Annotated in this window: 27 protein-coding genes and 1 riboswitch; of the genes, 10 read left to right on the forward strand and 17 right to left on the reverse strand. The window is 40.1% G+C overall.

What is annotated here, in order from left to right; translation table 11 throughout:
• Positions 1-138: 138 nt before the first annotated feature.
• Complete coding sequence (locus tag ACFVSW_RS20790; protein ID WP_387318523.1) at positions 139-1,335, forward strand: class I SAM-dependent rRNA methyltransferase; 1,197 nt, start codon at positions 139-141, stop codon at positions 1,333-1,335.
• A 197-nt stretch (positions 1,336-1,532) separates the two neighbouring features.
• Positions 1,533-1,754, forward strand: coding sequence for a hypothetical protein (locus ACFVSW_RS20795; RefSeq protein ID WP_387318524.1), 222 nt, complete (start codon positions 1,533-1,535; stop codon positions 1,752-1,754).
• A gap of 196 nt (positions 1,755-1,950) precedes the next feature.
• On the opposite strand, the gene ACFVSW_RS20800 is transcribed toward ACFVSW_RS20795, so the two are convergent.
• The 6 genes from ACFVSW_RS20800 to ACFVSW_RS20825 all read right to left on the reverse strand — a co-directional run bounded on the left by ACFVSW_RS20800 (position 1,951) and on the right by ACFVSW_RS20825 (position 7,948).
• Complete coding sequence (locus tag ACFVSW_RS20800; RefSeq protein ID WP_387318525.1) at positions 1,951-2,868, reverse strand: pseudouridine-5'-phosphate glycosidase; 918 nt, start codon at positions 2,866-2,868, stop codon at positions 1,951-1,953.
• Positions 2,865-3,986, reverse strand: coding sequence for a PfkB family carbohydrate kinase (locus ACFVSW_RS20805; RefSeq protein WP_387318526.1), 1,122 nt, complete (start codon positions 3,984-3,986; stop codon positions 2,865-2,867). The genes ACFVSW_RS20800 and ACFVSW_RS20805 overlap by 4 nt, the downstream gene beginning before the upstream one ends.
• A gap of 181 nt (positions 3,987-4,167) precedes the next feature.
• A complete protein-coding gene (locus ACFVSW_RS20810) occupies positions 4,168-5,241 on the reverse strand; it encodes an ABC transporter substrate-binding protein (RefSeq protein ID WP_387318527.1) in 1,074 nt (357 codons plus the stop codon).
• Complete coding sequence (locus ACFVSW_RS20815) at positions 5,238-6,044, reverse strand: ABC transporter permease (RefSeq protein WP_387318528.1); 807 nt, start codon at positions 6,042-6,044, stop codon at positions 5,238-5,240. The genes ACFVSW_RS20810 and ACFVSW_RS20815 overlap by 4 nt, the downstream gene beginning before the upstream one ends.
• A gap of 1 nt (position 6,045) precedes the next feature.
• Entirely contained in the window at positions 6,046-6,849 is an 804-nt protein-coding gene (locus tag ACFVSW_RS20820) for an ABC transporter permease (protein ID WP_387318529.1), read from the reverse strand.
• A complete protein-coding gene (locus tag ACFVSW_RS20825; RefSeq protein WP_387318530.1) occupies positions 6,839-7,948 on the reverse strand; it encodes an ABC transporter ATP-binding protein in 1,110 nt (369 codons plus the stop codon). Before ACFVSW_RS20825 ends, ACFVSW_RS20820 begins: the two co-directional genes overlap by 11 nt.
• A 219-nt stretch (positions 7,949-8,167) precedes the next feature.
• Between ACFVSW_RS20825 and ACFVSW_RS20830 the strand changes: the two genes are divergently transcribed.
• Positions 8,168-8,875 (forward strand): MBL fold metallo-hydrolase, encoded by a 708-nt coding sequence (locus tag ACFVSW_RS20830; RefSeq protein WP_387318531.1) that lies wholly within the window; start codon positions 8,168-8,170, stop codon positions 8,873-8,875.
• Positions 8,876-8,889: 14 nt separating this feature from the next.
• Positions 8,890-9,474: a TetR/AcrR family transcriptional regulator gene (locus ACFVSW_RS20835; protein ID WP_387318532.1), complete on the forward strand. Its 585-nt coding sequence runs from the start codon at positions 8,890-8,892 to the stop codon at positions 9,472-9,474.
• A gap of 99 nt (positions 9,475-9,573) precedes the next feature.
• On the opposite strand, the gene ACFVSW_RS20840 is transcribed toward ACFVSW_RS20835, so the two are convergent.
• From ACFVSW_RS20840 to ACFVSW_RS20855, 4 genes are all read right to left on the reverse strand, one after another.
• The gene (locus tag ACFVSW_RS20840) at positions 9,574-10,083 is read right to left on the reverse strand and encodes a DoxX family membrane protein (RefSeq protein WP_387318533.1); all 510 of its coding nucleotides are present in this window, start codon (positions 10,081-10,083) and stop codon (positions 9,574-9,576) included.
• 205 nt (positions 10,084-10,288) lie between these two features.
• Complete coding sequence (locus ACFVSW_RS20845) at positions 10,289-10,678, reverse strand: SRPBCC domain-containing protein (RefSeq protein WP_387318534.1); 390 nt, start codon at positions 10,676-10,678, stop codon at positions 10,289-10,291.
• A 236-nt stretch (positions 10,679-10,914) separates the two neighbouring features.
• On the reverse strand, positions 10,915-11,367 hold the full coding sequence (locus ACFVSW_RS20850) for an SRPBCC family protein (protein ID WP_387318535.1): 453 nt from the start codon (positions 11,365-11,367) through the stop codon (positions 10,915-10,917).
• On the reverse strand, positions 11,351-11,677 hold the full coding sequence (locus ACFVSW_RS20855) for an ArsR/SmtB family transcription factor (protein WP_387318536.1): 327 nt from the start codon (positions 11,675-11,677) through the stop codon (positions 11,351-11,353). Before ACFVSW_RS20855 ends, ACFVSW_RS20850 begins: the two co-directional genes overlap by 17 nt.
• 306 nt (positions 11,678-11,983) lie before the next feature.
• On the opposite strand from ACFVSW_RS20855, the gene ACFVSW_RS20860 reads away from it, so the two are divergent.
• Complete coding sequence (locus tag ACFVSW_RS20860; protein ID WP_387318537.1) at positions 11,984-12,589, forward strand: exonuclease domain-containing protein; 606 nt, start codon at positions 11,984-11,986, stop codon at positions 12,587-12,589.
• A 61-nt stretch (positions 12,590-12,650) separates the two neighbouring features.
• Here ACFVSW_RS20860 and ACFVSW_RS20865 read toward each other — a convergent pair whose 3' ends face one another.
• Positions 12,651-13,742: a citrate synthase/methylcitrate synthase gene (locus tag ACFVSW_RS20865; protein WP_387318538.1), complete on the reverse strand. Its 1,092-nt coding sequence runs from the start codon at positions 13,740-13,742 to the stop codon at positions 12,651-12,653.
• A 107-nt stretch (positions 13,743-13,849) separates the two neighbouring features.
• Here ACFVSW_RS20865 and ACFVSW_RS20870 point away from each other — a divergent pair, with 107 nt between their 5' ends.
• A complete protein-coding gene (locus tag ACFVSW_RS20870; protein ID WP_387318539.1) occupies positions 13,850-14,728 on the forward strand; it encodes a LysR family transcriptional regulator in 879 nt (292 codons plus the stop codon).
• Between the two features lie 94 nt (positions 14,729-14,822).
• Here ACFVSW_RS20870 and ACFVSW_RS20875 read toward each other — a convergent pair whose 3' ends face one another.
• Together ACFVSW_RS20875 and ACFVSW_RS20880 are read right to left on the reverse strand one after the other, a co-directional pair.
• A complete protein-coding gene (locus ACFVSW_RS20875) occupies positions 14,823-15,248 on the reverse strand; it encodes a VOC family protein (protein WP_387318540.1) in 426 nt (141 codons plus the stop codon).
• A gap of 287 nt (positions 15,249-15,535) precedes the next feature.
• Positions 15,536-16,060: a DinB family protein gene (locus tag ACFVSW_RS20880; RefSeq protein ID WP_387318541.1), complete on the reverse strand. Its 525-nt coding sequence runs from the start codon at positions 16,058-16,060 to the stop codon at positions 15,536-15,538.
• Positions 16,061-16,236: 176 nt separating this feature from the next.
• Between ACFVSW_RS20880 and ACFVSW_RS20885 the strand changes: the two genes are divergently transcribed.
• Together ACFVSW_RS20885 and ACFVSW_RS20890 are read left to right on the forward strand one after the other, a co-directional pair.
• Positions 16,237-17,007 carry a GNAT family N-acetyltransferase gene (locus ACFVSW_RS20885; protein WP_387318542.1) on the forward strand — a complete coding sequence of 257 codons (771 nt, stop codon included), beginning with the start codon at positions 16,237-16,239 and terminating at the stop codon, positions 17,005-17,007.
• A 3-nt stretch (positions 17,008-17,010) separates the two neighbouring features.
• Positions 17,011-17,703 (forward strand): copper homeostasis protein CutC, encoded by a 693-nt coding sequence (locus tag ACFVSW_RS20890; RefSeq protein WP_387318543.1) that lies wholly within the window; start codon positions 17,011-17,013, stop codon positions 17,701-17,703.
• 56 nt (positions 17,704-17,759) lie between these two features.
• Here the strand turns inward: ACFVSW_RS20890 and ACFVSW_RS20895 are convergent, their stop codons facing one another.
• Complete coding sequence (locus tag ACFVSW_RS20895; protein ID WP_387318544.1) at positions 17,760-18,335, reverse strand: QueT transporter family protein; 576 nt, start codon at positions 18,333-18,335, stop codon at positions 17,760-17,762.
• A 6-nt stretch (positions 18,336-18,341) separates the two neighbouring features.
• Positions 18,342-18,386: riboswitch (PreQ1 riboswitch) on the reverse strand.
• 107 nt (positions 18,387-18,493) lie between these two features.
• Entirely contained in the window at positions 18,494-18,865 is a 372-nt protein-coding gene (locus ACFVSW_RS20900; protein WP_387318545.1) for a VOC family protein, read from the reverse strand.
• A 417-nt stretch (positions 18,866-19,282) separates the two neighbouring features.
• Here ACFVSW_RS20900 and ACFVSW_RS20905 point away from each other — a divergent pair, with 417 nt between their 5' ends.
• Positions 19,283-19,672: a VOC family protein gene (locus tag ACFVSW_RS20905; protein ID WP_387318546.1), complete on the forward strand. Its 390-nt coding sequence runs from the start codon at positions 19,283-19,285 to the stop codon at positions 19,670-19,672.
• An 87-nt stretch (positions 19,673-19,759) separates the two neighbouring features.
• Here ACFVSW_RS20905 and ACFVSW_RS20910 read toward each other — a convergent pair whose 3' ends face one another.
• The gene (locus ACFVSW_RS20910) at positions 19,760-20,074 is read right to left on the reverse strand and encodes a DMT family transporter (RefSeq protein WP_387318547.1); all 315 of its coding nucleotides are present in this window, start codon (positions 20,072-20,074) and stop codon (positions 19,760-19,762) included.
• 1 nt (position 20,075) lies between these two features.
• A complete protein-coding gene (locus ACFVSW_RS20915; RefSeq protein ID WP_387318548.1) occupies positions 20,076-20,423 on the reverse strand; it encodes a DMT family transporter in 348 nt (115 codons plus the stop codon).
• Between the two features lie 233 nt (positions 20,424-20,656).
• Between ACFVSW_RS20915 and ACFVSW_RS20920 the strand changes: the two genes are divergently transcribed.
• Entirely contained in the window at positions 20,657-21,061 is a 405-nt protein-coding gene (locus ACFVSW_RS20920) for a globin domain-containing protein (protein WP_387318549.1), read from the forward strand.
• Positions 21,062-21,079: the final 18 nt, after the last annotated feature.

The following is a 21,079-nucleotide window of genomic DNA, read 5'->3' on the forward strand; positions in this document are numbered from 1 at the left end:
GAAGGCGTGAAAATTGTAGGGAAAGGACCTTCTTTAGTGTTATGATTGTGATATTGTGTTTTAAACGCAAATCACTATCCTGTTGTCTATGTTTTTCTACTAGACTGATAGGATTAATAACATAGATGGGATGAACCGATGAATACTGAAATCTGTTTAAAAGTAAAATCGAATTTTGTAAATAAGCTAAAAAGCGGCTATCCACTTATTTCTAAGGAAGCCATTATCAATGTGAATGATACAGTAAAAGAGGGTTCCGTCATTAAGTTGGTCGATGAAAGGAATCGCTTCATTGGCAAAGGCTATTATGGCAAACAAAATAAGGGACTTGGCTGGGTGCAGAGTAGAAAAGAAAATGTCTCTATTGATCAGAACTTTTTTAAGAAAAAGCTTAAAGAAGCGATTAAAGATAGAGAATCATTTTATAAAAATACGGAAACAACGGCGTTTCGGGTATTTAATGGTGAAGGTGATGGAATCGGCGGATTGACAATTGATTACTTTGCTGGTTATTATTTGTTAACCTGGTACAGCGTGGGTATTTATCACTTTCGGGAATATATCATTCAGGCCTTACAGGAACTGGTGGAATTTAAAGCTATTTATCAGAAAAAGCGATTTGATATCGCAGGTAAATATATTGAAGAAGATTACTTCGTCGCCGGTGAAAGAGGGCAGTTTCCGATTATAATTAAAGAAAATGGCGTCAATTTTGCCGTTTATTTGAATGAAAGTGCGATGGTCGGAGTGTTTTTAGATCAACGGGATGTAAGGCGAACGATTCGGGATTCGTACGCTAATGGTAAGACAGTATTAAATACATTCTCCTATACTGGGGCCTTTTCCGTTTTTGCGGCATTAGGCGGAGCAACAAAAACGACAAGTGTGGATCTGGCTAATCGAAGCAGGGGAAAAACAATTGAGCAATTTACTGTAAATGACATTGACCATAAAACGCAAGGTATTATTGTGGAAGATGTATTTAATTATTTTAAATATGCGGCGAAAAAACAGTTGAAGTTTGATGTGGTCATCCTCGATCCCCCAAGCTTTGCACGGTCTAAGAAATTTGTCTTTAGTGCGGAAAAGGACTATACGAATCTTTTAAAAGAAGCGATTGCGATTACAGAGGATAACGGGACGATTGTTGCCTCCACCAACTGCAGTACCTTTGGAATGGAAAAGTTCAAGGGCTTTATCGAGACAGCCTTTAACGAAACTGGCCAACGCTACAAACTATTAGAACAATTTTCACTACCCGCAGATTTCAAAACCATCAAAGAATTTCCCGAAGGAAACTATTTGAAAGTTGTATTTATAAAGAAAATGAAATAAGCAAAGGTGTCAGGCACCATGTGAAAAATTCACATGGTGCCTGACACCTTTTTCTATTTTTTAGGGTGTTGTACAAAGCATTTTTGCCATATAATAGAGGGTAGGGTGTTCACAATATTGTTGGAATTGTACTGTAATTAGGGTTGATATAGGGAAAATGAACATATAAAAGAGAATGTTTTTGGGAGGAGAAAGAAATGATTAGAGCGGCTGCTGCGGGTGTTATTGGTTTTATCCTTATTTTTATCGAATCGATGATTGTGATGAAGTTAAAAGGTTACGCGACGATTGAGTTTGGCGGCTTAACTCCATTCATCAACGTCTGGGCAATGAATTTCTTTTTCGTCTTTGCCATCCTCACACAGGTGAACAATTGGTATATGAACAAGGAAAGTTTAAAAGAAGATAATAGCTTTTAAACAAATGGACTTTTGATTGAGAAGAGGGACTTCCACTTATTTGTGGAAGTCCCTCTTTGCTTATAATTAATTAGGTGTACAGTCTAAATGACCAGTGTCCGCGCTGGGTGGACAAATGTCCACGAGTGGTGCCTGACACCATTAAATGAAACCATTGAAATGACACCATTGATCACCCATTAAGTGTCACTACTTACTATTTTTTCATTGCCTCAAAATGAACAGCAATTTTTGCGCCAACTACGGCGTTGTTATAAACTAGTTCGATGTTGGATTCTAGGCTTTTTCCGCCAGTTAGTTCTTTAACTTTTCCTAATAGGAATGGAGTTACATCCTTACCAGCGATGTGTTTCTCTTCTGCTTCCTTCAATGCTGTCTCAATGACATCAGTGATTGTCTTTTCATCCATAGCATGTTCTTCAGGAATCGGATTAGCGATGACTGCTCCGCCTTTCAGATTTAAATCCCATTTTGTTTTTAAAGTAGCAGCTACAGTTTCTACATCGTCTGCACGGAAGTTAACTGGGAATTGGCTTGTTCTTGTATAGAAGGCAGGAAGGACATCTGTTTGATAGCCAATTACCGGTACGCCTTTAGTTTCAAGATACTCCATTGTTAACCCTAAATCTAAAATCGATTTCGCTCCGGCGCAAATGACTGCTACGTTTGTTTGGGCTAATTCTTCTAAATCAGCGGAAATATCCATTGTTGTTTCAGCTCCACGGTGTGCACCGCCAATTCCACCGGTAACAAAGATATTAATTCCAGCTAATTCTGCACAAATCATCGTCGCGGCAACGGTTGTTGCGCCTTTTTTCTTGGTTGCAATCAAGTAAGCTAAATCACGACGTGAAGCCTTTGCAACATCGGAACTCTTTCCAAACATTTCAAGCTCTTCATCTGATAAACCAATTTTAATTTGTCCATCTAAAATCGCAATTGTTGCCGGAACCGCGCCGTTATCGCGAATAATTTGTTCAACCTTACGAGCTGTTTCCACGTTTTGCGGATATGGCATGCCGTGAGAAATAATAGTTGATTCTAGAGCTACTACCGGTTTTCCTTGTTCTTTCGCTGCACGTACTTCTTCTGCTAATGTAATATACTGTTTCATGATAATTCCTCCATGTCTTTTTGTAGTTGAGTTGGTGATAAATCCTGGCGAACAGTGTAGGCGGATTGCAATGTCTTAGAAGCATTGACAGTGCCTGCTTTGGCAATATCGGTCAATTTATGACCTTCAAGCCACGAGTAAATGACAGCAGAGGAAAATGCGTCTCCAGCTCCTGTGACATCAACAATTTCTTTTGTTTCAATCGAAGGAATATGAAAAATCCCTTCTTCTTTATTTCCAATCATGGCGCCTTTTTTTCCATTGGTAATTACTACATTGGCGATACCGAGTGAAAGCCATTTTTCTAGTGCTTGTCTCCACTCGTCTTCTGTTTTGATTTCGCAATTTAAATACGTTTCTGACTCATCGCGGTTGGTAATTAACCAGGTCACTCCATCTAGATCAGCAGGCAGCCTGCTCATTTTCGGAGATGAAACCGGTATCAAAACAATCGGTCGTTCATGGATTTTGGCAAAATTGCATAAATACTGCAATGTTTCCTTCGGGCAATTAAGATCTGCCATGATACATTTTGCCCGACTCAATAAAACATCCTGTTTACGGAGTAAGTCAGGTGTGATCTCCTCATAGACTTCCATATCGGCAAGCGCGATGATTAATTCTCCATCAGTATCAAGTACCGCTGTGTAGGATCCAGTTGACATTCCTGGGATTTGCGCCACTTGATCTAGGTTCATATATAGTGATGACGATTCGGCAATGAATGACCAATCGCTGTCTGCTCCACTGGTTGTTAATAATGTTACTTTGGCACCAAGGCGTCCAAGATTTTCGGCGATGTTCCGAGCAACTCCTCCAACACTTTGCGATGATTGAATCGGGTTGGAAGTGCCAAGCTGCGCTTTCGCTTTCACATGGAATTTTCGATCTATATTGGCTCCGCCAATACAAATGACCTGCTGGGACTCATTTAATACGTAAGCTCTGCCTATAATATGCCCTTTTCTAGTTAAGCCAGAAATAATATTGGCAATCGAAGGTCGAGATAATCCTAAGATTTCTGCAAGCTCCTGTTGTGAAATATAGGGGTTCTTACGAATCAAATCGAAAATCAATTGTTCCTTTTCGGTCAATTTTTCGAAATTTTTTTCAGCCACAAATTCACCACCTAAACATTTGTTTATTTAATAAACTTATGTTCATAGTATACTCCTGACAAAATCAAAGGTCAACCATCATTTTTTAACTTAGCCTAAAAATTCTTAACCAATTCATGAACAGAAAGAAAAAAGCGCCTCAATCTTCGAATTCCTGAAGACTAGGGCGCTTTCGCTTTTCTTATTTCCGATGCATTTTAAATTGCAAAAACAGCTCGTTGTAATAGGCTAGGTTCTTTTTACCAAGGTTTTTGTATACTTCTAGCTTTTCCGTTAGTTCTGGTGATGGATAGAACCGTTCATCCTCGACTACTTCTTTTGGCATGTATTTTAAAGCGCTCTTGTTAGGTGTCGAATAGCCGACGTAATCGGTATTTTGGGCGGCAACCTTTGGATCAAGCATGAAGTTAATAAATTTATGAGCTGCCTCGACGTTTTTCGCAGTTTTCGGGATGACCATATTATCGAACCAAAGGTTAGAGCCTTCCTTCGGCACCACATAGTCCAAATCCTCATTCTCTGACATGATTTCCGAAGCATCTCCTGACCAAACTAGCCCGACGGATGCCTCTTGATTGGCGAGGAGCATCTTGATTTCATCGCCGACAATCGCTTTAATATTCGGGGTGAGTTTGTCGAGCTTTTCCTTTGCCTCAAGTAAATGCTGTTTGTTTGTATCATTCAACGAATAGCCTAAACTGTTAAGACCCATGCCGATTACTTCACGGGCACCATCGGTTAATAAGATTTCATTTTTCAAATCAGAATCCCAAAGGTCATTCCAGCTGGTAATTTCCTTGCCGTGGAGCATCTTTGGATTATAAACGATGCCGACGGTCCCCCAGAAATATGGGATGGAATATTTATTCTCCGGGTCAAACGGCAAATCCATAAACCGTTTATCAATATGTTTTAAGTTGGGCAGTTTCGAATGATCCAATGGGAGGAGTAAATCCTCATGACGCATTTTATCAATCATATATTCAGATGGAACGGCGATATCATAATTCGTACCGCCCTGCTCAATTTTGGTCATCATCGCCTCATTTGAATCAAATGTTTCATAGATGACTTTAATACCGGTTTCTTTTTCAAACTTCTTGATTAAATCCGGATCAATATAGTCGCCCCAGTTAAAAACAGTCACCGTATTGCCGCCGGAATACCCCTGCGAAGCATTCAAACTAGAAATCATATATAGAAGCACGGCCGAGACAACAGCAATGAACAGAAAAAAACGGACAAGTTTGTTCATCGTTTACGTACCCCCATTCCATTAGGCTTGTTGCGCTGGGTAATAAAGTAATAAATCACCACTAGCAGCAAGGTAAATAGGAACAGCAGGGCGGACAGGGCATTAATATTTAGGGAAATTCCCCGGCGCGCTAAGGAATAAATCTCAACTGATAGTGTAGAAAAACCATTCCCAGTTACAAAAAAAGTCACCGCAAAATCATCTAATGAGTACGTTAACGCCATAAAGAAGCCGGCAAAAATTCCTGGTGTAATAAACGGGATAATCACCTTTGTCATAACGTTCCAGCTGCTCGCGCCTAAGTCGCGGGCGGCATCAATCAACGTAGGACTCATTTCCATTAATTTTGGCAATACCATCAAGACGACAATCGGAATGCTAAAAGCAATATGGGATAGCAAAACGGAATAAAAGCCAAGTTTCAGCCCGGCCATCGTGAACAAAATTAAGAACGAAGCGCCAATAATAACATCTGGGCTGACGATCAACACATTGTTTAATGATAATAAAGTATTTTTTGTTTGCCTTTTTTTCGCCTGATGAATCGCCAAAGCTCCAAGCACACCAATGATGGTAGAGAAGAGTGCGGATAAAAAAGCAATCACGATTGTATTTAAAACGATAATCAACAGTCTCGTATCTTGAAAAAGCTCGCGATACCACTCTAATGAAAAGCCCTTAAAACTATACATCGTTTCTCCACTGTTAAAGGAGAAGATGACGAGGAAGAAAATCGGTGCATACAGGATAAAAAAGATGACCGCAAGAAATATTTTTGATAAAGGGGTTATTTTTTTATCCAATCTACACACCTCGCTTTCGGGTACCAGTAACGACCATAATCAGCACCATAATAATAATTAAAAAGACCGCAATCGTTGAGCCCATACCCCAGTCCTGTGTAACGAGAAAGTGCTGCTCAATCGATGTCCCAAGTGTAATCACGCGGTTGCCGGCGATTAATCTCGTTAACATAAACAAAGAAAGCGCAGGAATGAATGTTACCTGACACCCAGATTTTACTCCATCAATCGTTAATGGAAAAATAACTCTGCGGAACGTCGTCCATTTTGATGCCCCTAAGTCACTGGCTGCATCGATAAAGGTTGGATTCAATTCATTTAAAGCGTTAAAAATCGGCAGAATCATGAAAGGGATAAAAATATAAACCGATACAAACACAAAGCTGAAATCAGTAAATAAAATTTGCCTTGATCCAATCCCAATCATTTTTAAAAAGCTGTTTGCAGCGCCATACGTTCCAAAAATACCGATGAAGGCATAGGCTTTTAACAATAAATTTATCCATGACGGTACAATAATTAATAACAGCCATAATTGTTTATGCCTGGTTTTTGTAAGTAAATATGCCGTTGGGTAGGCAACCAGCAATGAAATGGCCGTGATTAAAAACGCGTACCAAAACGAGCTGAGCGTCATTTTTAAGTAAACGGGTGTGAAAAACTTTTGATAATTGACGAACGAAAAATTCCCCTCAATATCAAAGAATGAATAGTAAAGAACAAGTAAAATCGGCACAATCACAAATAGAAGTATCCAAAGCAGATAAGGAATCCGGTAAAGACCGCTGGTTCGTTTATTTTCCATGGCGGTCCACATCAGCATAGGTTTCTAAACGGCGGTCGAATTCTTCCTCTGTTTCACCATGGCGCATAACATGAATCGCCTCTGGGTCAAAATAAAGCCCGATTTCACTGCCAACGGCTGCCTTCTTCGTGGAATGAACAAGCCATTCATTTCCATCCTTATCGTAGCAACTGATTTCATAATGAACCCCGCGGAACAGTTGGGAATCAACGCGGACCTGGAGCTTGCCCCGTTCCAACGTAGTGATTTCCAAATCCTCGGGACGGATAATAATTTCAACTGGTTCGTTCTCGTTAAAGCCTTTGTCGACGCATTCAAACTCTCTGCCGACAAATTCCACCCGATAATCTTGCAGCATTTTTCCATCAACAATATTCGATTCACCAATAAAGTCCGCAACAAAACGGTTAATCGGTTCGTCGTAAATATCAGTTGGTGTGCCGCTTTGCTGAATTTTCCCTTTATCGATGACAAAAATTTCATCGGACATCGCTAGTGCTTCCTCTTGATCGTGAGTTACGAAAATAAAGGTAATCCCCAGACGGCGTTGGAGCTCACGGAGTTCATATTGCATCTCGGTCCGCAGCTTTAAATCGAGAGCGGAAAGCGGCTCATCAAGAAGGATGACTTCCGGTTCGTTGACAATTGCCCGAGCGATGGCGACACGCTGACGCTGACCGCCGGACATTTCGCGGATTTCCCGGTTTTCATAGCCATTAAGGTTAACGAAGCTGAGCGCTTCCTTTACCTTCCGCTCTATTTCTGCATTTTTCATTTTTTTGATGCGTAATCCGAATGCCACGTTTTCAAAGACATTTAAATGTGGAAAAAGGGCGTAATCTTGAAAAACAGTATTTACCTGGCGCTTATTGGCCGGGATATCATTGATTTTTTTTTCGTTAAAATAAATTTCTCCCTTGGTGGGCTCGATAAAACCAGCGATTAACCTTAGAATCGTTGTCTTGCCGCATCCAGAGGGGCCAAGAAGCGTATAAAACTTTCCGCGCTCAATCTCAAAGCTTACATCGTCAAGAACTGGCGGATCGTTATCATATTGCTTGGTAACATTGTTAAATTGAATAATAGCAGCGTTTGTCATGGCAGCCACCTCCGTCTAAAAAAGTAACTTTCTCTTTATTGATTCGGGAACAATTATACAGGATGTGACTAAAAATTCAATATTTGTTTATATTTTAACCAATAACCTTAGTAATCCATTTTAAAAATAATTGTAAAAAGGTGGGGGGAATTTGTTGATTTAACTAATGTTATTAGTTATAATAAAACTAATGATAATAGTTAAGTGGAGATGATTCTTATGAGAATGATTAAAAATGGTTTTTTATATCAAGTGACATTCATGGCGAATATTTTTCCGGTAAATTGCTATTTGGTCGAAGAAGAGGACGGATTAACCTTGATTGATGCTGCACTTGGATTTTGTACAAAGGGGATTATAAAGGCGGCAGAAACAATCGGTAAGCCGATTACTAAAATTGTATTGACACATGCACATGAGGACCACGTCGGTGCTTTAGATTCGTTAAAGGACTTGCTGCCAGAGGTACCGGTTTATATTTCAATTCGAGACCATAGATTAATGAATGACGACCATTCTTTGGATCCACATGAGGAGCAAACGCCGATTAAAGGCGGTGTACCGAAAAAATTAAAAACGCGCGCGAATGTATTATTGAAAGAAGGTGACTTGATTGGCTCCTTGACAGCAATCGAAACGCCGGGACATACACCAGGTTCGCTGTCGTTTTTCGATTTGCGGACGAAGGCATTGATTGCTGGTGATGCCTTCCAGACAAGAGGCGGAATTGCAGTGGCGGGCGATATAAAGCCATGGTTCCCGTTCCCAGCCTTCGGCACATGGAGTAAAAAAACGGCGCTAGTGAGTGCAAAGAAACTAGTGGGCTATGAACCTAAGCTCCTTGCAGTAGGCCATGGAGAAATGATTGAGAATCCTGTGAAAGTTATGGAACAAGCGATTGAAAATATAGAACGGAAAATAGGATAAAGGAGTAGCTAAGAATGTCACCTAGACCAAAAATTGGACTTGATTTAACGACGATACTAGAAGCAGCAGGAGTCCTAGCCGATCAACTTGGTATTCATGAGGTTACACTGGCGAATCTTGCTAAGAAATTGGGGATTCGCCCTCCTTCATTATATAACCATTTTGACGGTTTGCCAGGGCTGAGAAAAAAGCTGGCGATCTATGGAATTGATATGCTTTACGGGGTTATGGCAGATGCAGCGATTGGGGTGTCAGGCACTGAAGCCGTACTAGCGGTTAGTAAAGCATATGTCAATTTTGCCCGGGAGCATCCGGGAATATATGAGGCAACTTTGCTGGCACCGGACCCAGAGGATGTTGATGTGCAGCAGGCAGGTGCAAAAATCGTGGACCTGTCCGTCCGTATTTTGCAGACTTATCATTTAGAGGGTGATAGAGCCTTACATGCGGTCCGGGGATTGCGCAGCATTTTACATGGATTTTCTTCGTTGGAACAAAGGGGCGGCTTCAAGATGGCGCTGGATTTGGATGAAAGCTTGTTGATTATTATTAAGGCGTTTCTTGCAGGGATAGCTGGCGATTCTCCAACAAAGCCTTAATGAAATTACACAAGATGTGCTTAAAATATAAATGTTTGTTTTATTTCCAAAAAACAGCCTCTCTTCTCGTGATGAGAAGGAGGCTGTTTACTTAATTTGCTAGACCGTTTGTTTGATGGTCTTTTTACCTTTAAATGGAGTATTGCGGATGAATGGGATTACCCAGCGGTCGAGACCGATGCGGCCTGCGTTAAAGCCAGCGAACAGAATAATGGCACCGATGAAAAGGTCCGTTGGAATATGAGATACTGTTCCGGCTAGGAAGAACGCGAAGTTCATCACAAGACCGAAGAACATTGCTGCTGTTGTTAAGCAGCCAAGAATAAGCCCAAGTCCGATTAAGAACTCACCAAGCGGAACGATCGTATTAAAAATATCTACGTTTGGTAAAGCGAAATGCTTTAAGAAATCAACATACCAGCCATAAACCATGGCGCCATCAGGACCTTTAACAGGATTGGCAATTACTGCTTTCAAATATCCAGATGCATCAAATCCGCCTGTCAGTTTGTGGAACCCAGCTGTTAACCAAGAATAACCGATATATAAGCGAAGAACTGTCAAAATTCCAGCGGCAACTTTGTTTTCTCTTAACCAATTGACTACCATGTGAAACACTCCTTAGTAATTAAGTTCTATATATTAAGTACACTGTTAATATAACAAATTAATTTTAAAAATAGGGAAGTTTGCTCAATAGTTCACATATTTGTAAAAATGATTTGAACAATTTGTTAACACTTAATTCCCTAAACAAAAAAATCACATTATTTCAACTGGTCAAGATTGAAATAATGTGTTGGTATTATTGCTATTAACCTAAATATTTCGCTAATGGCTTCCAATAATTCTCTCCCCAGCCCGTAGCAAGATGTTCTTTTTCTACTCCTGGAAAACCAGTATGGTCGAAAACCAAAAGGGTCTTCGAATCTTGCTCCTTCAGTTCGAACTTAGCGATTGAATAAACTCCTTCAGGCCAGTTCTTTACACGCCAAGCTTGGACAATTCGAACACCTGGAACAAGCTCAATGTTTCTTCCATGAATCATGCCACCGAAACAAGAAAAAGTCCCACCAGCTTCGGGGCTGATCTCAACTGGAGCACCTCCTGTAACTTCACTGAATTGATTGGAAACAGTCAGTGCTTCATAAACACGTTCAGGACTCGCATTGAAAACCACTTCTTGGTGAATTGTATTAGTCATCGTATGTTTCCCCCTCTATTATTTAGCAGTCGCTAACTGCTTGTCTTTTATTTTAACCAATCTTCCAGCATTTCGACTGTCATGCTTTTTAACATGTCAGCATGGTCGTGAATGGCATGGTGCCACATAGCAGCTTCTACTTTATAACGATCAGTATTTTTTACAGAAAATCCACAGTTACAAGATAATGTAGTCTTTTTTTTTACCTCTCCCAATTAAACTTTTTTATTTAAAAATTAATGCATTGCTACAACGGACCAAGGGTCGACACCTGGGTCCTTACCTTCTGCAAAATCTTTAATGCGCGGCATGTAATGAGACCAACCTTGCTGATGTGACGGAATTTCTTCAGTTGGCAAATCATAATGCGTTAAGACTAAATTTGTCCCATTTTCTTTAGGAGTTAGCCGGAACTCAACCTTAGAGGAACCAGGAGGGACAACTTTTGACTTTTCCCAGCCCCACGACATGACGATTTTTTCATAAGGCACGATTTCCACATATTCTCCCATGGCAATATCGCTGCCATTAACATCTATCCGGTATTTACCGCCGATTTTTGGTTCGAGTAGAATCTGTCTCCCCATCCAGCGGACCATTTTGTCTGCATCTGTAAAAAACGAAAATAATGTTTCAGGGCGTGCTTCGATATAAATCTCTTTCCTGATTGTATCATTGTTTGTTTTCATCGTTTTTTCTCCTTTCTTCCTCTTCCGCAGCTTCTTTCAATAGAAGTAAACTTTCATCCCAAAAACGGTCAATGTATTGTTTTAATTCAGCAAAACCGTCCCTTCTAATACCGTAGTACCGTTTTGTTCCGTCCCTCCGGACGACAACTAAGCCGGATTGTTCAAGAACTTTGAGATGCTGAGAAACTGCTGGCGCGGAAATGTCAAAATGTGAGGCAATCGCGCTGGAGGTAAGCTCTCGATTACGAACGAGGGAGAGAATATCTCTACGTCTAGGTTCAGCTAATGCATGTAGAACTTTTTCAATCATACTTTTATTTTAGTGTACACTTAATTAAGTGTCAACTTAATTAATGATTTTCTTATTAGTATCTTTTGGTAAGATTCAAAAACATATAACCTGACACTTAAAAAAAGGAGAGCTTGGTATGTTTTTTAGCATAGTGATAAGCTTTTTTACTTAATGTAAATTTTTACACGTAACACAGTGCTTATAAGGACAAAAAAAGAGGAATCTTTCTAAGACTATTTGGTTATCAATAGGGATATTTAGGAGATGTATTAGTTGGGTAAGCTTTGTTATAATAGTGGAAAACCTAACTATTAAGGAATGATGATGGTGCCTAGCATAGAAAAATATGGTTTGCTTTTGGACGTGGAAACGACCGGATTGGGTCCTACTAAAGATGAAGTGATTGAACTGGCTTTAAAGTTATTTACCTATCGATCCGATTCTGGGGAAATCATCGAAATAATTGAGGAAGATTCCTTTTTGCGGGAGCCTCTATCGACATCAGCCCGAAATAATTATGACCAAGCATATAGAGTACACGGGATCCCATACGAGTTGGTTAGAGGAAAAAGCTTTTATGATGTAAAAGTAAAAACCTATTTTCATCGCGCGGACACTGTGTTTGCACACAACGCTTCCTTTGATCGCAGTTTTCTTTATCACATGTATCCCGAGGTCAACGATTTAAAATGGTATTGCACGATGAGAAATATCCCTTGGAAAAACTATGGTTTCCCAAATGGTAAGCTCTTGACTCTCTTACAAGCACACAATATCACAAATTACCAAACACATAGAGCACTGGATGATATTACATATTTAATGGAACTGCTTAAAAAAACAAGTCCGAACGGGAACCTCTATATTCAAGAAGTACTTGAAAAAGGACCAATGAGAAAATATCAGCCAGCACGAACAAAAATGGGATAAAGCCCTACCCCAACGCAAAAAACTGCGTTGGGGTTAGTTTTAGTGCCTGACACCATAACTACTATTTATTGTAGGTCCCAATATATTTAGATTGTGGTCTATAGATTGTGTTGTTTTCTGCTTGTTCTAGGACGTGTGCCGTCCATCCGACCATTCTGCTTGCAGTAAAGGTAGGGGTGAAAAGTTCCACATCCAAATTGATTGCTTTCATGATGGCCGCAGCATAAAACTCTACATTTGTATAAAGCAATCGACCGGGCTTCAGCTCCGCTAATAACTTAACACCCGTATCCTCTACTGTCATCGCTAAATCAAGCCACTCATCCTCACCAACGAGTCCCATTAATTTTGCTTTTAGTGCAACTGCTCGCGGGTCATGCGTTTTATACACCCTGTGTCCAAACCCCATTAATTTTTCCCCGCGCAAAACCTTTGCTCTAATTACCGTTTCAGCATCACCAACCATCGCAATTTCATCCAGAAGCTCGATGACTCCTGAAGGAGCGCCGCCATGAAGAGGACCTTTCATTGTCCCAACTGCTGATGTGATTGCCGAAACTAAATCTGATTCAGTGGATGCTGTAACCCTGGCAGAAAAAGTAGAGGCGTTCATTCCATGCTCTAAGGTTAGGATCATATATGTTTCCAGTGCCTCGATATGGGCAGCTAAAGGCAAGTTACCATCTAGCATATACAAGTAATTTTCAACAAAATCTAAATCGCTCCGAGATGGGAAAAAACTTTGCCCCTCTAAAAATCTTTTTCGATAGGCGATAATTGTAGGAACTAAAGCGGTTAACCGGATAGCCTGTGAAACACCAGGTTTCCACCCATAATCCGACTGACCGCCTTCTGCGGAAATGGACGTTCTAATAACACTCATTAAATCCATGGCGGGCGGGAGTTGGTCGATTATTTCCATTACATATTCGGGTAATTCACGATTAGATTTCAACTCGTTTTTTAGCACGCTTAGCTGTACCTCATCAGGTAAGTGGCCGAACCAAAGAAGATAGGCTGCTTCTTCAAAAGAAAATCTTTTCGCAATCTCTCGAATTTCATACCCCCGATAAAACAGCTGTCCATTTTCCCCATCAATATGACTAATCGATGTTTCTGCCGCGACAATCCCTTTCAATCCTTTTTGAATCATAAAAATCGCTCCCTTCCTTATTTAGTGTTATTTTATAGGAAAAGGACAATTAAGAATATTGAATATTTTAGAAGCGATTAATTAAAATTTTTAATAAGGAGCGAAAAATGGAATTTCAATGGATAAACACCTTTATTACGGCTGCTGATTGTGGTAATTTTCGCAGAACAGCAGAGATCCTATATATTTCACAGCCTTCCGTAACGGTTCATATTAAACAACTGGAAAAAGAATTGGGGACTCAATTGTTTCATCGCGAAGGGAAAAAAATTAAACTGACGGAGGAGGGGAAAAGATATTTAGTTCATGCAACTAGATTGCTGGAGGTTTATCAACATGGTCTAGAGGATTTATCTTCCTTTAGTCAAGGATACACAAGGAAATTATCACTCGGTATCTCACCTCTAATCGCAGATACCATCTTACCCTACGTTCTGAAGAGCTATACAAAGCAGTACCCGGAAGTGGAGATTTCAGTAAAAATTATTGAATCTGTTGATATTGAACAGGCGCTCTTAAAGGATGAAGTAGATCTGGCGCTGTCGTGCTTAAACAGTAGTCATCCAAGTTTGATTAGTGAGCTTTTATATAAAGATAAAGTCATATTGGTTGCCCCGCATGATGGGGGGGATGCTGAATCAGCTCCCCCATTGGATGAAGGGGAAGTATTAACAACCAACTTTCTATTAACCCACAATCATCCTGGTTATTGGGAGCATCTTTGCAGAGTAGTGAAAATCAAATTTCCAAGTATAAGAATGATGAAAGTATCGCAAGTCCATATTACGAAAAGGTTTATTGTTGAGGGGTTGGGGGTATCATTCCTGCCGACATCTACGGTTAGGAGAGAATTATTAGAAGGAAGATTACTAGAGGTCGATTGTCATTCGATCCCAATGCCCGAAGCTAACACATATGCCGTTATGAAATATGATCATTCCAAGCAAAAGGAATTTTTAAATTTTATATCAAACTATAGGTTGTAGATTTCAATTCCAATTTGTGGAAGAGTTTGTCTGGAAAAAGAAAAACAGCTCTGTCGCAATAGATGCGAACAGAGCTGTTTTGTTTTGATATAATCTATTGTCGACCTTCAGTGAAAATTTGAAAGGAAATTCCGAACTTGTCTGTTACATTGCCGTAAGCTGGGCTAAAGAAAGTTTCTTGCAGTGGCATGCCCACTTGACCGCCTTCCTTTAATGCATCAAAAAACTTATGAGCCAATGTAGCATCGTCAGTTGTAATACAGATCGTAACTTGTGTTCCGCTTTGATGTGGCTGGCCAGGGAATGTATCAGAAAACATTAATTCTGTTTCACCCACTTTTATTGTCGCGTGACTCACACGGTCCTTTGCTTCCGCAGGTATAGGAAATTCTGGGTTTTCCGGCATTTCGCCGAAAGATTGATGAAAGAGAACCTCAGCATTCAATGCTTCTTTGTAAAAATGAATCGCTTCCTTTGCATTTCCGTCCATCACTAAATAGGGAATTAATCGTACCGTCATTAAAAATCAGCTCCTTGAGTTCTTTGTATCGATAGGTTGATAGCCAGGCATTGGATAGTTGTCAATGAATGCAGCCCACTACATATTATTACCGATATTTCCATTATAAATCACAGAACTAACGTTCGCAAGCTTAAATTCATACTAAACCGAAAAAACGAGAGTGTCCACCCCGGGCGGACATTTGTCCACGAGCGGTGCCTGACACCATTAAAATGACACCATTAAAATGACATCAATAAAATTAAATCATTTAACTAACACCATTTGCACTGCGATCAAATGGTTTATTTGAATTCTGGCAGGTATCTTTCATGAATGATTTTCAGGTGGTGGATGGCATGGCCTGCGATGATGTAGGCGATGGCTTGGCTGGTGATATCGGTTTCGTTTGCAATGCCTCTTTTGGCCCAGGCCTCATCCGGCATATTCTGAATTAACGTGATGGTGGCATTTCGTGTTGCTGCAAAGTCTTCAAGGATGTTTTTTATCGGAAGTTGGTCGAATTGAGAACCATCAATATAATCGTTCTCGTTAAATCCTGCTAAGGGTGTCTGGTCACCGCGTCCAATTCGCAACAGGCGGTAACTCATGATTCTTTCAGTGTCTGCCATATGACCAAGCACCTCTTTGATACTCCATTTACCAGAGGCGTAACGGAAATGACTGTCTTCCTCAGATAAACTCTCCAAAAGGGCTGCCGTGTCAACCAGATTCTCTTTCAGAATCGATAACAGGTCACCTTCAGGAACTAGCTTCACATACGGTACATAATAATTAGGGTATTCATTTTCTAATGGACGTTTTAACATTCGGTTCTCTCCCTTCTAATTTCTCAATATAACTATAACAAATTTATCCTACCACAATAAACTTAATAATCGAAAAATTTAATTTAGTAATATTCAAACTTTGAATTTGTTTTCCAGTCTCAATATTTATTAAAATTATTCTTGATAGCGATTAAAATGGGGAAAGGTCGAGTGTTATGCCCAAAATATTATTAATAGAGAGTTTAGTGGGTAAAACCTTTAAATTATTAAATGGCTTTCCTGCCTACATTACAATTGAACAAAAAGAAAAACCGACAGACCTGATTTCTGAGCAAGAGCTCTCCTTGTTAATTAATCTGTGCTCCCAGTGGGGACTCGAGCGTATAGGTGTTTCGTTGGATAGGACGTCAGAAGACTTCGACTACTTATCGGGAATATTCCTGAGAAACGGGTTTGAACATTTTTCCTCAAGAGTTGAAGTTTACAAGGATTTATCGAACCTTGATAAAGGGGAAACACTGTTTACCTATGCTGCCATAGCAGACCAAAGGTTTTCAGAATCAGAATTTAAACACTTCTGGGAAAGGTGTATGTCAGGTTCAGATAATAAACCATCAACCTTAACAATGGACCAGCATCTATTGTCTGTTAAAAGCGAATTAGGGGCAGACTGGGGAAAATCATGCCACGTATATTATTTACAAGATAACCCGATTGGAATTTCCATCCCCCACATTGAGCCCGGTACAATAGTGGAGGGGCGATTGTTTTATTTTGGACTATTACCTGAAGCGAGAGGGAAAGGTTTAAGTACTGATCTGCATCTTCAATCGTTATGGGCACTAAAGAAAATGGGAGCAACCCACTACATTGGGAGCACCCATATCGCAAATAAGAAAATGCAAAGAGTTTTTGAAAAAAACGGCTGCATTACGCGGACACAAACAGAAACCTATTACAAATATTTTCCGATTAAGGAGGATTGAAAAATGAGCAAAGTAGAAATTATTGTCTTAAATCAAGAAGATGCAAAAACAGCTGAAGCCAATGGGGCGGACCGTCTTGAGTTGGTTTCCGCAATTGCCGAAGGCGGCCTGACGCCAAGTTACGGAACGATTAAAACGGTTGTAAAGAGCGTAGAAATTCCTGTAATGGTTATGGTTCGGCCTCATAGCTATTCATTTGAATACCGTAAGAATGAATGGGATGCCATTAAAGAAGATATTAAAATAATTCAAGAGTTAGGTGCCGCCGGGATTGTTTTTGGAGGGCTAACCGAAAAGCATACAGTAGATTTTGACATTCTTCCCATGGTTTTAGAAGAAGCGCAAGGCCTATCCGTAACCTTTCATCGCGCCATTGATCAGACTGATACTTTAGAGGCGTATAAGGATCTTTGCGACTCGCCCTATCATATAGACCGTATTCTCACTTCTGGAGGAAAACCAACGGTCCTCGAAGGACTTGACCCATTAAATAAGATGTTAACGGCGTCGAAGAAAACTCCTGACCAGCCAATCATCATGCCGGGATCAGGTCTCTCTTCCAGTAATATTGAGTATATACATAAACAGCTCCAAGCCTCGGAATACCATTTTGGCTCAGCCGTAAGAATAAATGGGGATTTTCGCAATCAAATTAATGGGGAAGAAATTCAAAAGATAAAAAGAATGGTTAACTAAATCACAACAAAAAAGAGCTGCTGCTTTATCACTTTTAGCAGCAACTCTTATTATGATTAAACCATTTTTTCAAAATGGACGCGTTTGTTAATAGCATAAATTATCGGCATGCCGACGGCCATCACGACCAATTCACCAACGGCTGTTGTCAGCCATGTAAACATGAAGGGCAAACCAAACGCCAGGTGAAGTTCAAGGGCAATCATGAACATTGTAAACGTGAAGACAAGTGTATTGACGATCATTCGTGCCCAGATGCCTTTGATAAAGCGGGCGCATCCAATCGCAATCAATAAGGCAATCACCGACTGGCCGACACCGAAAATCAGGTCATAGGCTTTCATTGGTGAAAAGAATAAATTCGTCAAAAATACACCAAGAACGATTCCATAAATGTACTTTTTGTTAAAAACGATTAGATGATTAAACATTTCCGAGACACGGAACTGGACTTGGGTAAAGCCAAACGGCTGAATTAAGGCTGAAACAGCAATGTATAATGCGGCGACAATCCCGCCCACAACAACTCCGTGCACTTTGTTGTGCGCCTTGCCGGCTGCAGCAGTTTCAACAGAACCAATACCTGGTTTGGCACCAATTGGTTGTGCTACTGTGTTAGTTGTTTTCTCCATATTCATTTCTCCTTAGTTTTTTTTCGTGGGAGGATCTCGAACCACGCTAATGTATGATGCTTGCAAACAAATATATTAATACAAATAAAAGCACGAGTCAATGACATTTTATTCTAAAAAAATAAAGGAAGCCATCCAAAACGGCTTCCTTTGCACCATTAACTTTGTACTTCGCTCATTAGTGCATGGGTGTTGTCTTCTGTATCTTTGAAGAACGTCATCCATGTTTCTGTATGCCCCATTTTGGCGACTATGTGCGGTTCGTCGATAAAGTTGACCCCTTTTTCAACTAATCCTTGATAGCTTTCCTTAATATCTGCTACTTGAAAATAGATAACCGAACTTGGGTGAGCAAATTGCTCCTGCTCAGGAAGGCTTAGCAGAAGGCGGAGACCATTACACTCGAAAAAAGCCATTGTCTCCATACTAAATAGTAATGGCAGCGCTAGTATATCCTTATAAAAGGCAACCGCTCTATCAATATCCTTCACGGGTACTCCAATTTGTCCAACATTTTGAATTTTAGCCATCAAACTCTCTCCCATCCCAAACAAATCTATTCTATTGAATTATAATTTAAATACTCTTACTTTTCAAAACAATGATTTGCATTGCCCCATTATTTTGAAGCTAGGATACTATTTTCAGTGAACATTTGCGAAAATTTTGCCGGTAATGTTCAATTAATGTCATATCGTGGTAAAATTGGATTACAATAAATTACGAAATTTTATAAAATATGAGACATGTATTCCGCTTCAAAATAGCTGAATACATTGGAATTTAGTGTTGAACGTTTTTCATGGTCTGCCTGATCTTGATACTTTATTATTGCTGCAAATATGTAAAAATAGAGATTGGGAGAGAAGGCTGAATAATGTGTTCAGTCCTTTTTTGCAATAAATATTATGTTCATCTTGAACACTAAAGAAATGGAGGAACAAAACATGCTCCACCATCTTGAAATTTATGTTTCCAAACTTACTAAAACTATTGAGTTCTGGGAGTGGTTTTTAACGGAATTAGGATATGAACGATATCAGAAATGGGACTCGGGTATTAGTTGGAAGTATCGTGATACTTATCTCGTTTTTGTTCAAGCAGAGGATCGGTTTATGGATGTCCCTTACCATCGCTGCAGAGTAGGTCTAAACCATCTGGCATTTCATGCAAAATCGAAAGAACAGGTTGATGAAATCACCGAAAAGTTAAAGGTGAAAGGAGTAGGAATCCTTTATCAAGATAAGCATCCTTACGCTGGAGGCGATTCTCATTACGCTGTTTATTTCGAAGACCCGGATCGGATTAAAGTGGAACTCGTTGCACCGATTAGGTAACGAACAGGGCTAGAAAAGAATGTCCGTGAGAGGCAGTTTCATGGACCGGAAATGGCAAAAGGCTGCTCGTTCGGGTCGGCTCTTTTTTTAGGAAAGAGCCTTTAACCCCATTACCCCAATAATAATCAAACTAACACTAATAACGCGCCCTATATTTTTTGACTCCCCAAACAGGAACATGTTAATTAACACCGCACCGGCAGTTCCGATCCCAACCCAAACCGCATAGGCAATACTTACTTGCAAATAGTGAAAGGAAGTATATAAAAAAGCAAAAGACAGACCAAACCCGCCAATATAAAGAATCCCATTACGAATGGTTTTCCGCTGACTATATAATTTAAGTCCGGCAGCACCAGTGATCTCGCTTGCTGCAGCCAAAAAGACAAATAGCCAGCCCATATTAGGCGGCCTCCTTTACAGTTTGTTTTTTTTCACTGTTATCTGCGAGATTTAAGCCAATTACGCCGAAAACTATTATTGCAATAAAGAGAAATTTTCCAGCATTGAAGCTCCCGCCAAAAAGAAAAACATCCATCAACACTGTTCCAATTGTTCCTACTCCTGCAAAAACCGCATAAACTGTGCCAGTCGGGAGGCTTTTACATGCTTTGGGAAGAAAGTGAAAGTCGATAAAAATAATCCCCAAAACAATCGCCCACTCCCACCATGTAGCAGCTGTATTAAAGCCGTACACCCAAATTAATTCCAACAAACAAGTTAAAGCAACATAAATCCAGGCTTTATTCATTCATCACACCTCTTGAAGACGACCTATTTTTCGTACAAAGACCATTATAAAATGCAATCCCCGTTAAGTGTCTTTCATATTATTTTAGAATACCATAATCACTCAAATGGCGACATAAATTGAGTGCAACCAGAAGGAAACTTATGTAAACTCTACCTTAGTGTGATATAAATCACGAAAATCCATCCGGTTTATCATTATAATTATCAGTAACAGGGGGAAAATAATAGTGGATGGTGGAGGAATTGGAATATAATTTTAAATCACTTTATAGCGAAATAGGCGGACAAGAAACGATTGATAAATTAGTCAATGCCTTTTATCCGCGTGTATATGATGATCCTGAACTAGCCCCATTATTTGAAGGGGATATGAACGAGATAAAGCGGAAGCAGCGGATGTTCCTGCCGCAATTTTTAGGAGGTCCGGCCCTTTACAGCCAAGAATTCGGGCCGCCGGCTATGAGAGAGCGTCATCTGCCGTTCGAAGTGACTCCGAGAAGAGCCCAGTGCTGGCTTCGTTGCATGAGAGAGGCATTTGAGGAAATTGGCCTCGACCAAAACCCGGCAGGATTGGCCTTTTATGACCGTTTAACCCAAGTAGCTGGAATCATGGTGAATACACCGGATCATGAATAAGATAATAAAAAAATCCTC

It is taken from the genome of Neobacillus sp. NPDC058068 (assembly GCF_042885335.1).
Taxonomy (GTDB): domain Bacteria; phylum Bacillota; class Bacilli; order Bacillales; family Cytobacillaceae; genus Neobacillus.

Excerpts from the sequence above, each read along its gene's own strand:
- ACFVSW_RS20910 (WP_387318547.1), bottom strand. The coding sequence starts at position 20,074 with ATGGGCTGGCTATTTGTCTTTTTGGCTGCAGCAAGCGAGATCACTGGT.
- ACFVSW_RS20885 (WP_387318542.1), top strand. The coding sequence starts at position 16,237 with ATGCCCAAAATATTATTAATAGAGAGTTTAGTGGGTAAAACCTTTAAA.
- ACFVSW_RS20795 (WP_387318524.1), top strand. The coding sequence starts at position 1,533 with ATGATTAGAGCGGCTGCTGCGGGTGTTATTGGTTTTATCCTTATTTTT.
- ACFVSW_RS20820 (WP_387318529.1), bottom strand. The coding sequence starts at position 6,849 with ATGGAAAATAAACGAACCAGCGGTCTTTACCGGATTCCTTATCTGCTT.
- ACFVSW_RS20845 (WP_387318534.1), bottom strand. The coding sequence starts at position 10,678 with ATGACTAATACAATTCACCAAGAAGTGGTTTTCAATGCGAGTCCTGAA.
- ACFVSW_RS20850 (WP_387318535.1), bottom strand. The coding sequence starts at position 11,367 with ATGAAAACAAACAATGATACAATCAGGAAAGAGATTTATATCGAAGCA.
- ACFVSW_RS20880 (WP_387318541.1), bottom strand. The coding sequence starts at position 16,060 with ATGTTAAAACGTCCATTAGAAAATGAATACCCTAATTATTATGTACCG.
- ACFVSW_RS20890 (WP_387318543.1), top strand. The coding sequence starts at position 17,011 with ATGAGCAAAGTAGAAATTATTGTCTTAAATCAAGAAGATGCAAAAACA.
- ACFVSW_RS20810 (WP_387318527.1), bottom strand. The coding sequence starts at position 5,241 with ATGAACAAACTTGTCCGTTTTTTTCTGTTCATTGCTGTTGTCTCGGCC.
- ACFVSW_RS20870 (WP_387318539.1), top strand. The coding sequence starts at position 13,850 with ATGGAATTTCAATGGATAAACACCTTTATTACGGCTGCTGATTGTGGT.
- ACFVSW_RS20920 (WP_387318549.1), top strand. The coding sequence starts at position 20,657 with ATGGTGGAGGAATTGGAATATAATTTTAAATCACTTTATAGCGAAATA.
- ACFVSW_RS20915 (WP_387318548.1), bottom strand. The coding sequence starts at position 20,423 with ATGAATAAAGCCTGGATTTATGTTGCTTTAACTTGTTTGTTGGAATTA.
- ACFVSW_RS20800 (WP_387318525.1), bottom strand. The coding sequence starts at position 2,868 with ATGAAACAGTATATTACATTAGCAGAAGAAGTACGTGCAGCGAAAGAA.
- ACFVSW_RS20790 (WP_387318523.1), top strand. The coding sequence starts at position 139 with ATGAATACTGAAATCTGTTTAAAAGTAAAATCGAATTTTGTAAATAAG.
- ACFVSW_RS20835 (WP_387318532.1), top strand. The coding sequence starts at position 8,890 with ATGTCACCTAGACCAAAAATTGGACTTGATTTAACGACGATACTAGAA.
- ACFVSW_RS20830 (WP_387318531.1), top strand. The coding sequence starts at position 8,168 with ATGAGAATGATTAAAAATGGTTTTTTATATCAAGTGACATTCATGGCG.
- ACFVSW_RS20875 (WP_387318540.1), bottom strand. The coding sequence starts at position 15,248 with ATGACGGTACGATTAATTCCCTATTTAGTGATGGACGGAAATGCAAAG.
- ACFVSW_RS20825 (WP_387318530.1), bottom strand. The coding sequence starts at position 7,948 with ATGACAAACGCTGCTATTATTCAATTTAACAATGTTACCAAGCAATAT.
- ACFVSW_RS20860 (WP_387318537.1), top strand. The coding sequence starts at position 11,984 with ATGGTGCCTAGCATAGAAAAATATGGTTTGCTTTTGGACGTGGAAACG.
- ACFVSW_RS20905 (WP_387318546.1), top strand. The coding sequence starts at position 19,283 with ATGCTCCACCATCTTGAAATTTATGTTTCCAAACTTACTAAAACTATT.
- ACFVSW_RS20840 (WP_387318533.1), bottom strand. The coding sequence starts at position 10,083 with ATGGTAGTCAATTGGTTAAGAGAAAACAAAGTTGCCGCTGGAATTTTG.
- ACFVSW_RS20855 (WP_387318536.1), bottom strand. The coding sequence starts at position 11,677 with ATGATTGAAAAAGTTCTACATGCATTAGCTGAACCTAGACGTAGAGAT.
- ACFVSW_RS20895 (WP_387318544.1), bottom strand. The coding sequence starts at position 18,335 with ATGGAGAAAACAACTAACACAGTAGCACAACCAATTGGTGCCAAACCA.
- ACFVSW_RS20865 (WP_387318538.1), bottom strand. The coding sequence starts at position 13,742 with ATGATTCAAAAAGGATTGAAAGGGATTGTCGCGGCAGAAACATCGATT.
- ACFVSW_RS20900 (WP_387318545.1), bottom strand. The coding sequence starts at position 18,865 with ATGGCTAAAATTCAAAATGTTGGACAAATTGGAGTACCCGTGAAGGAT.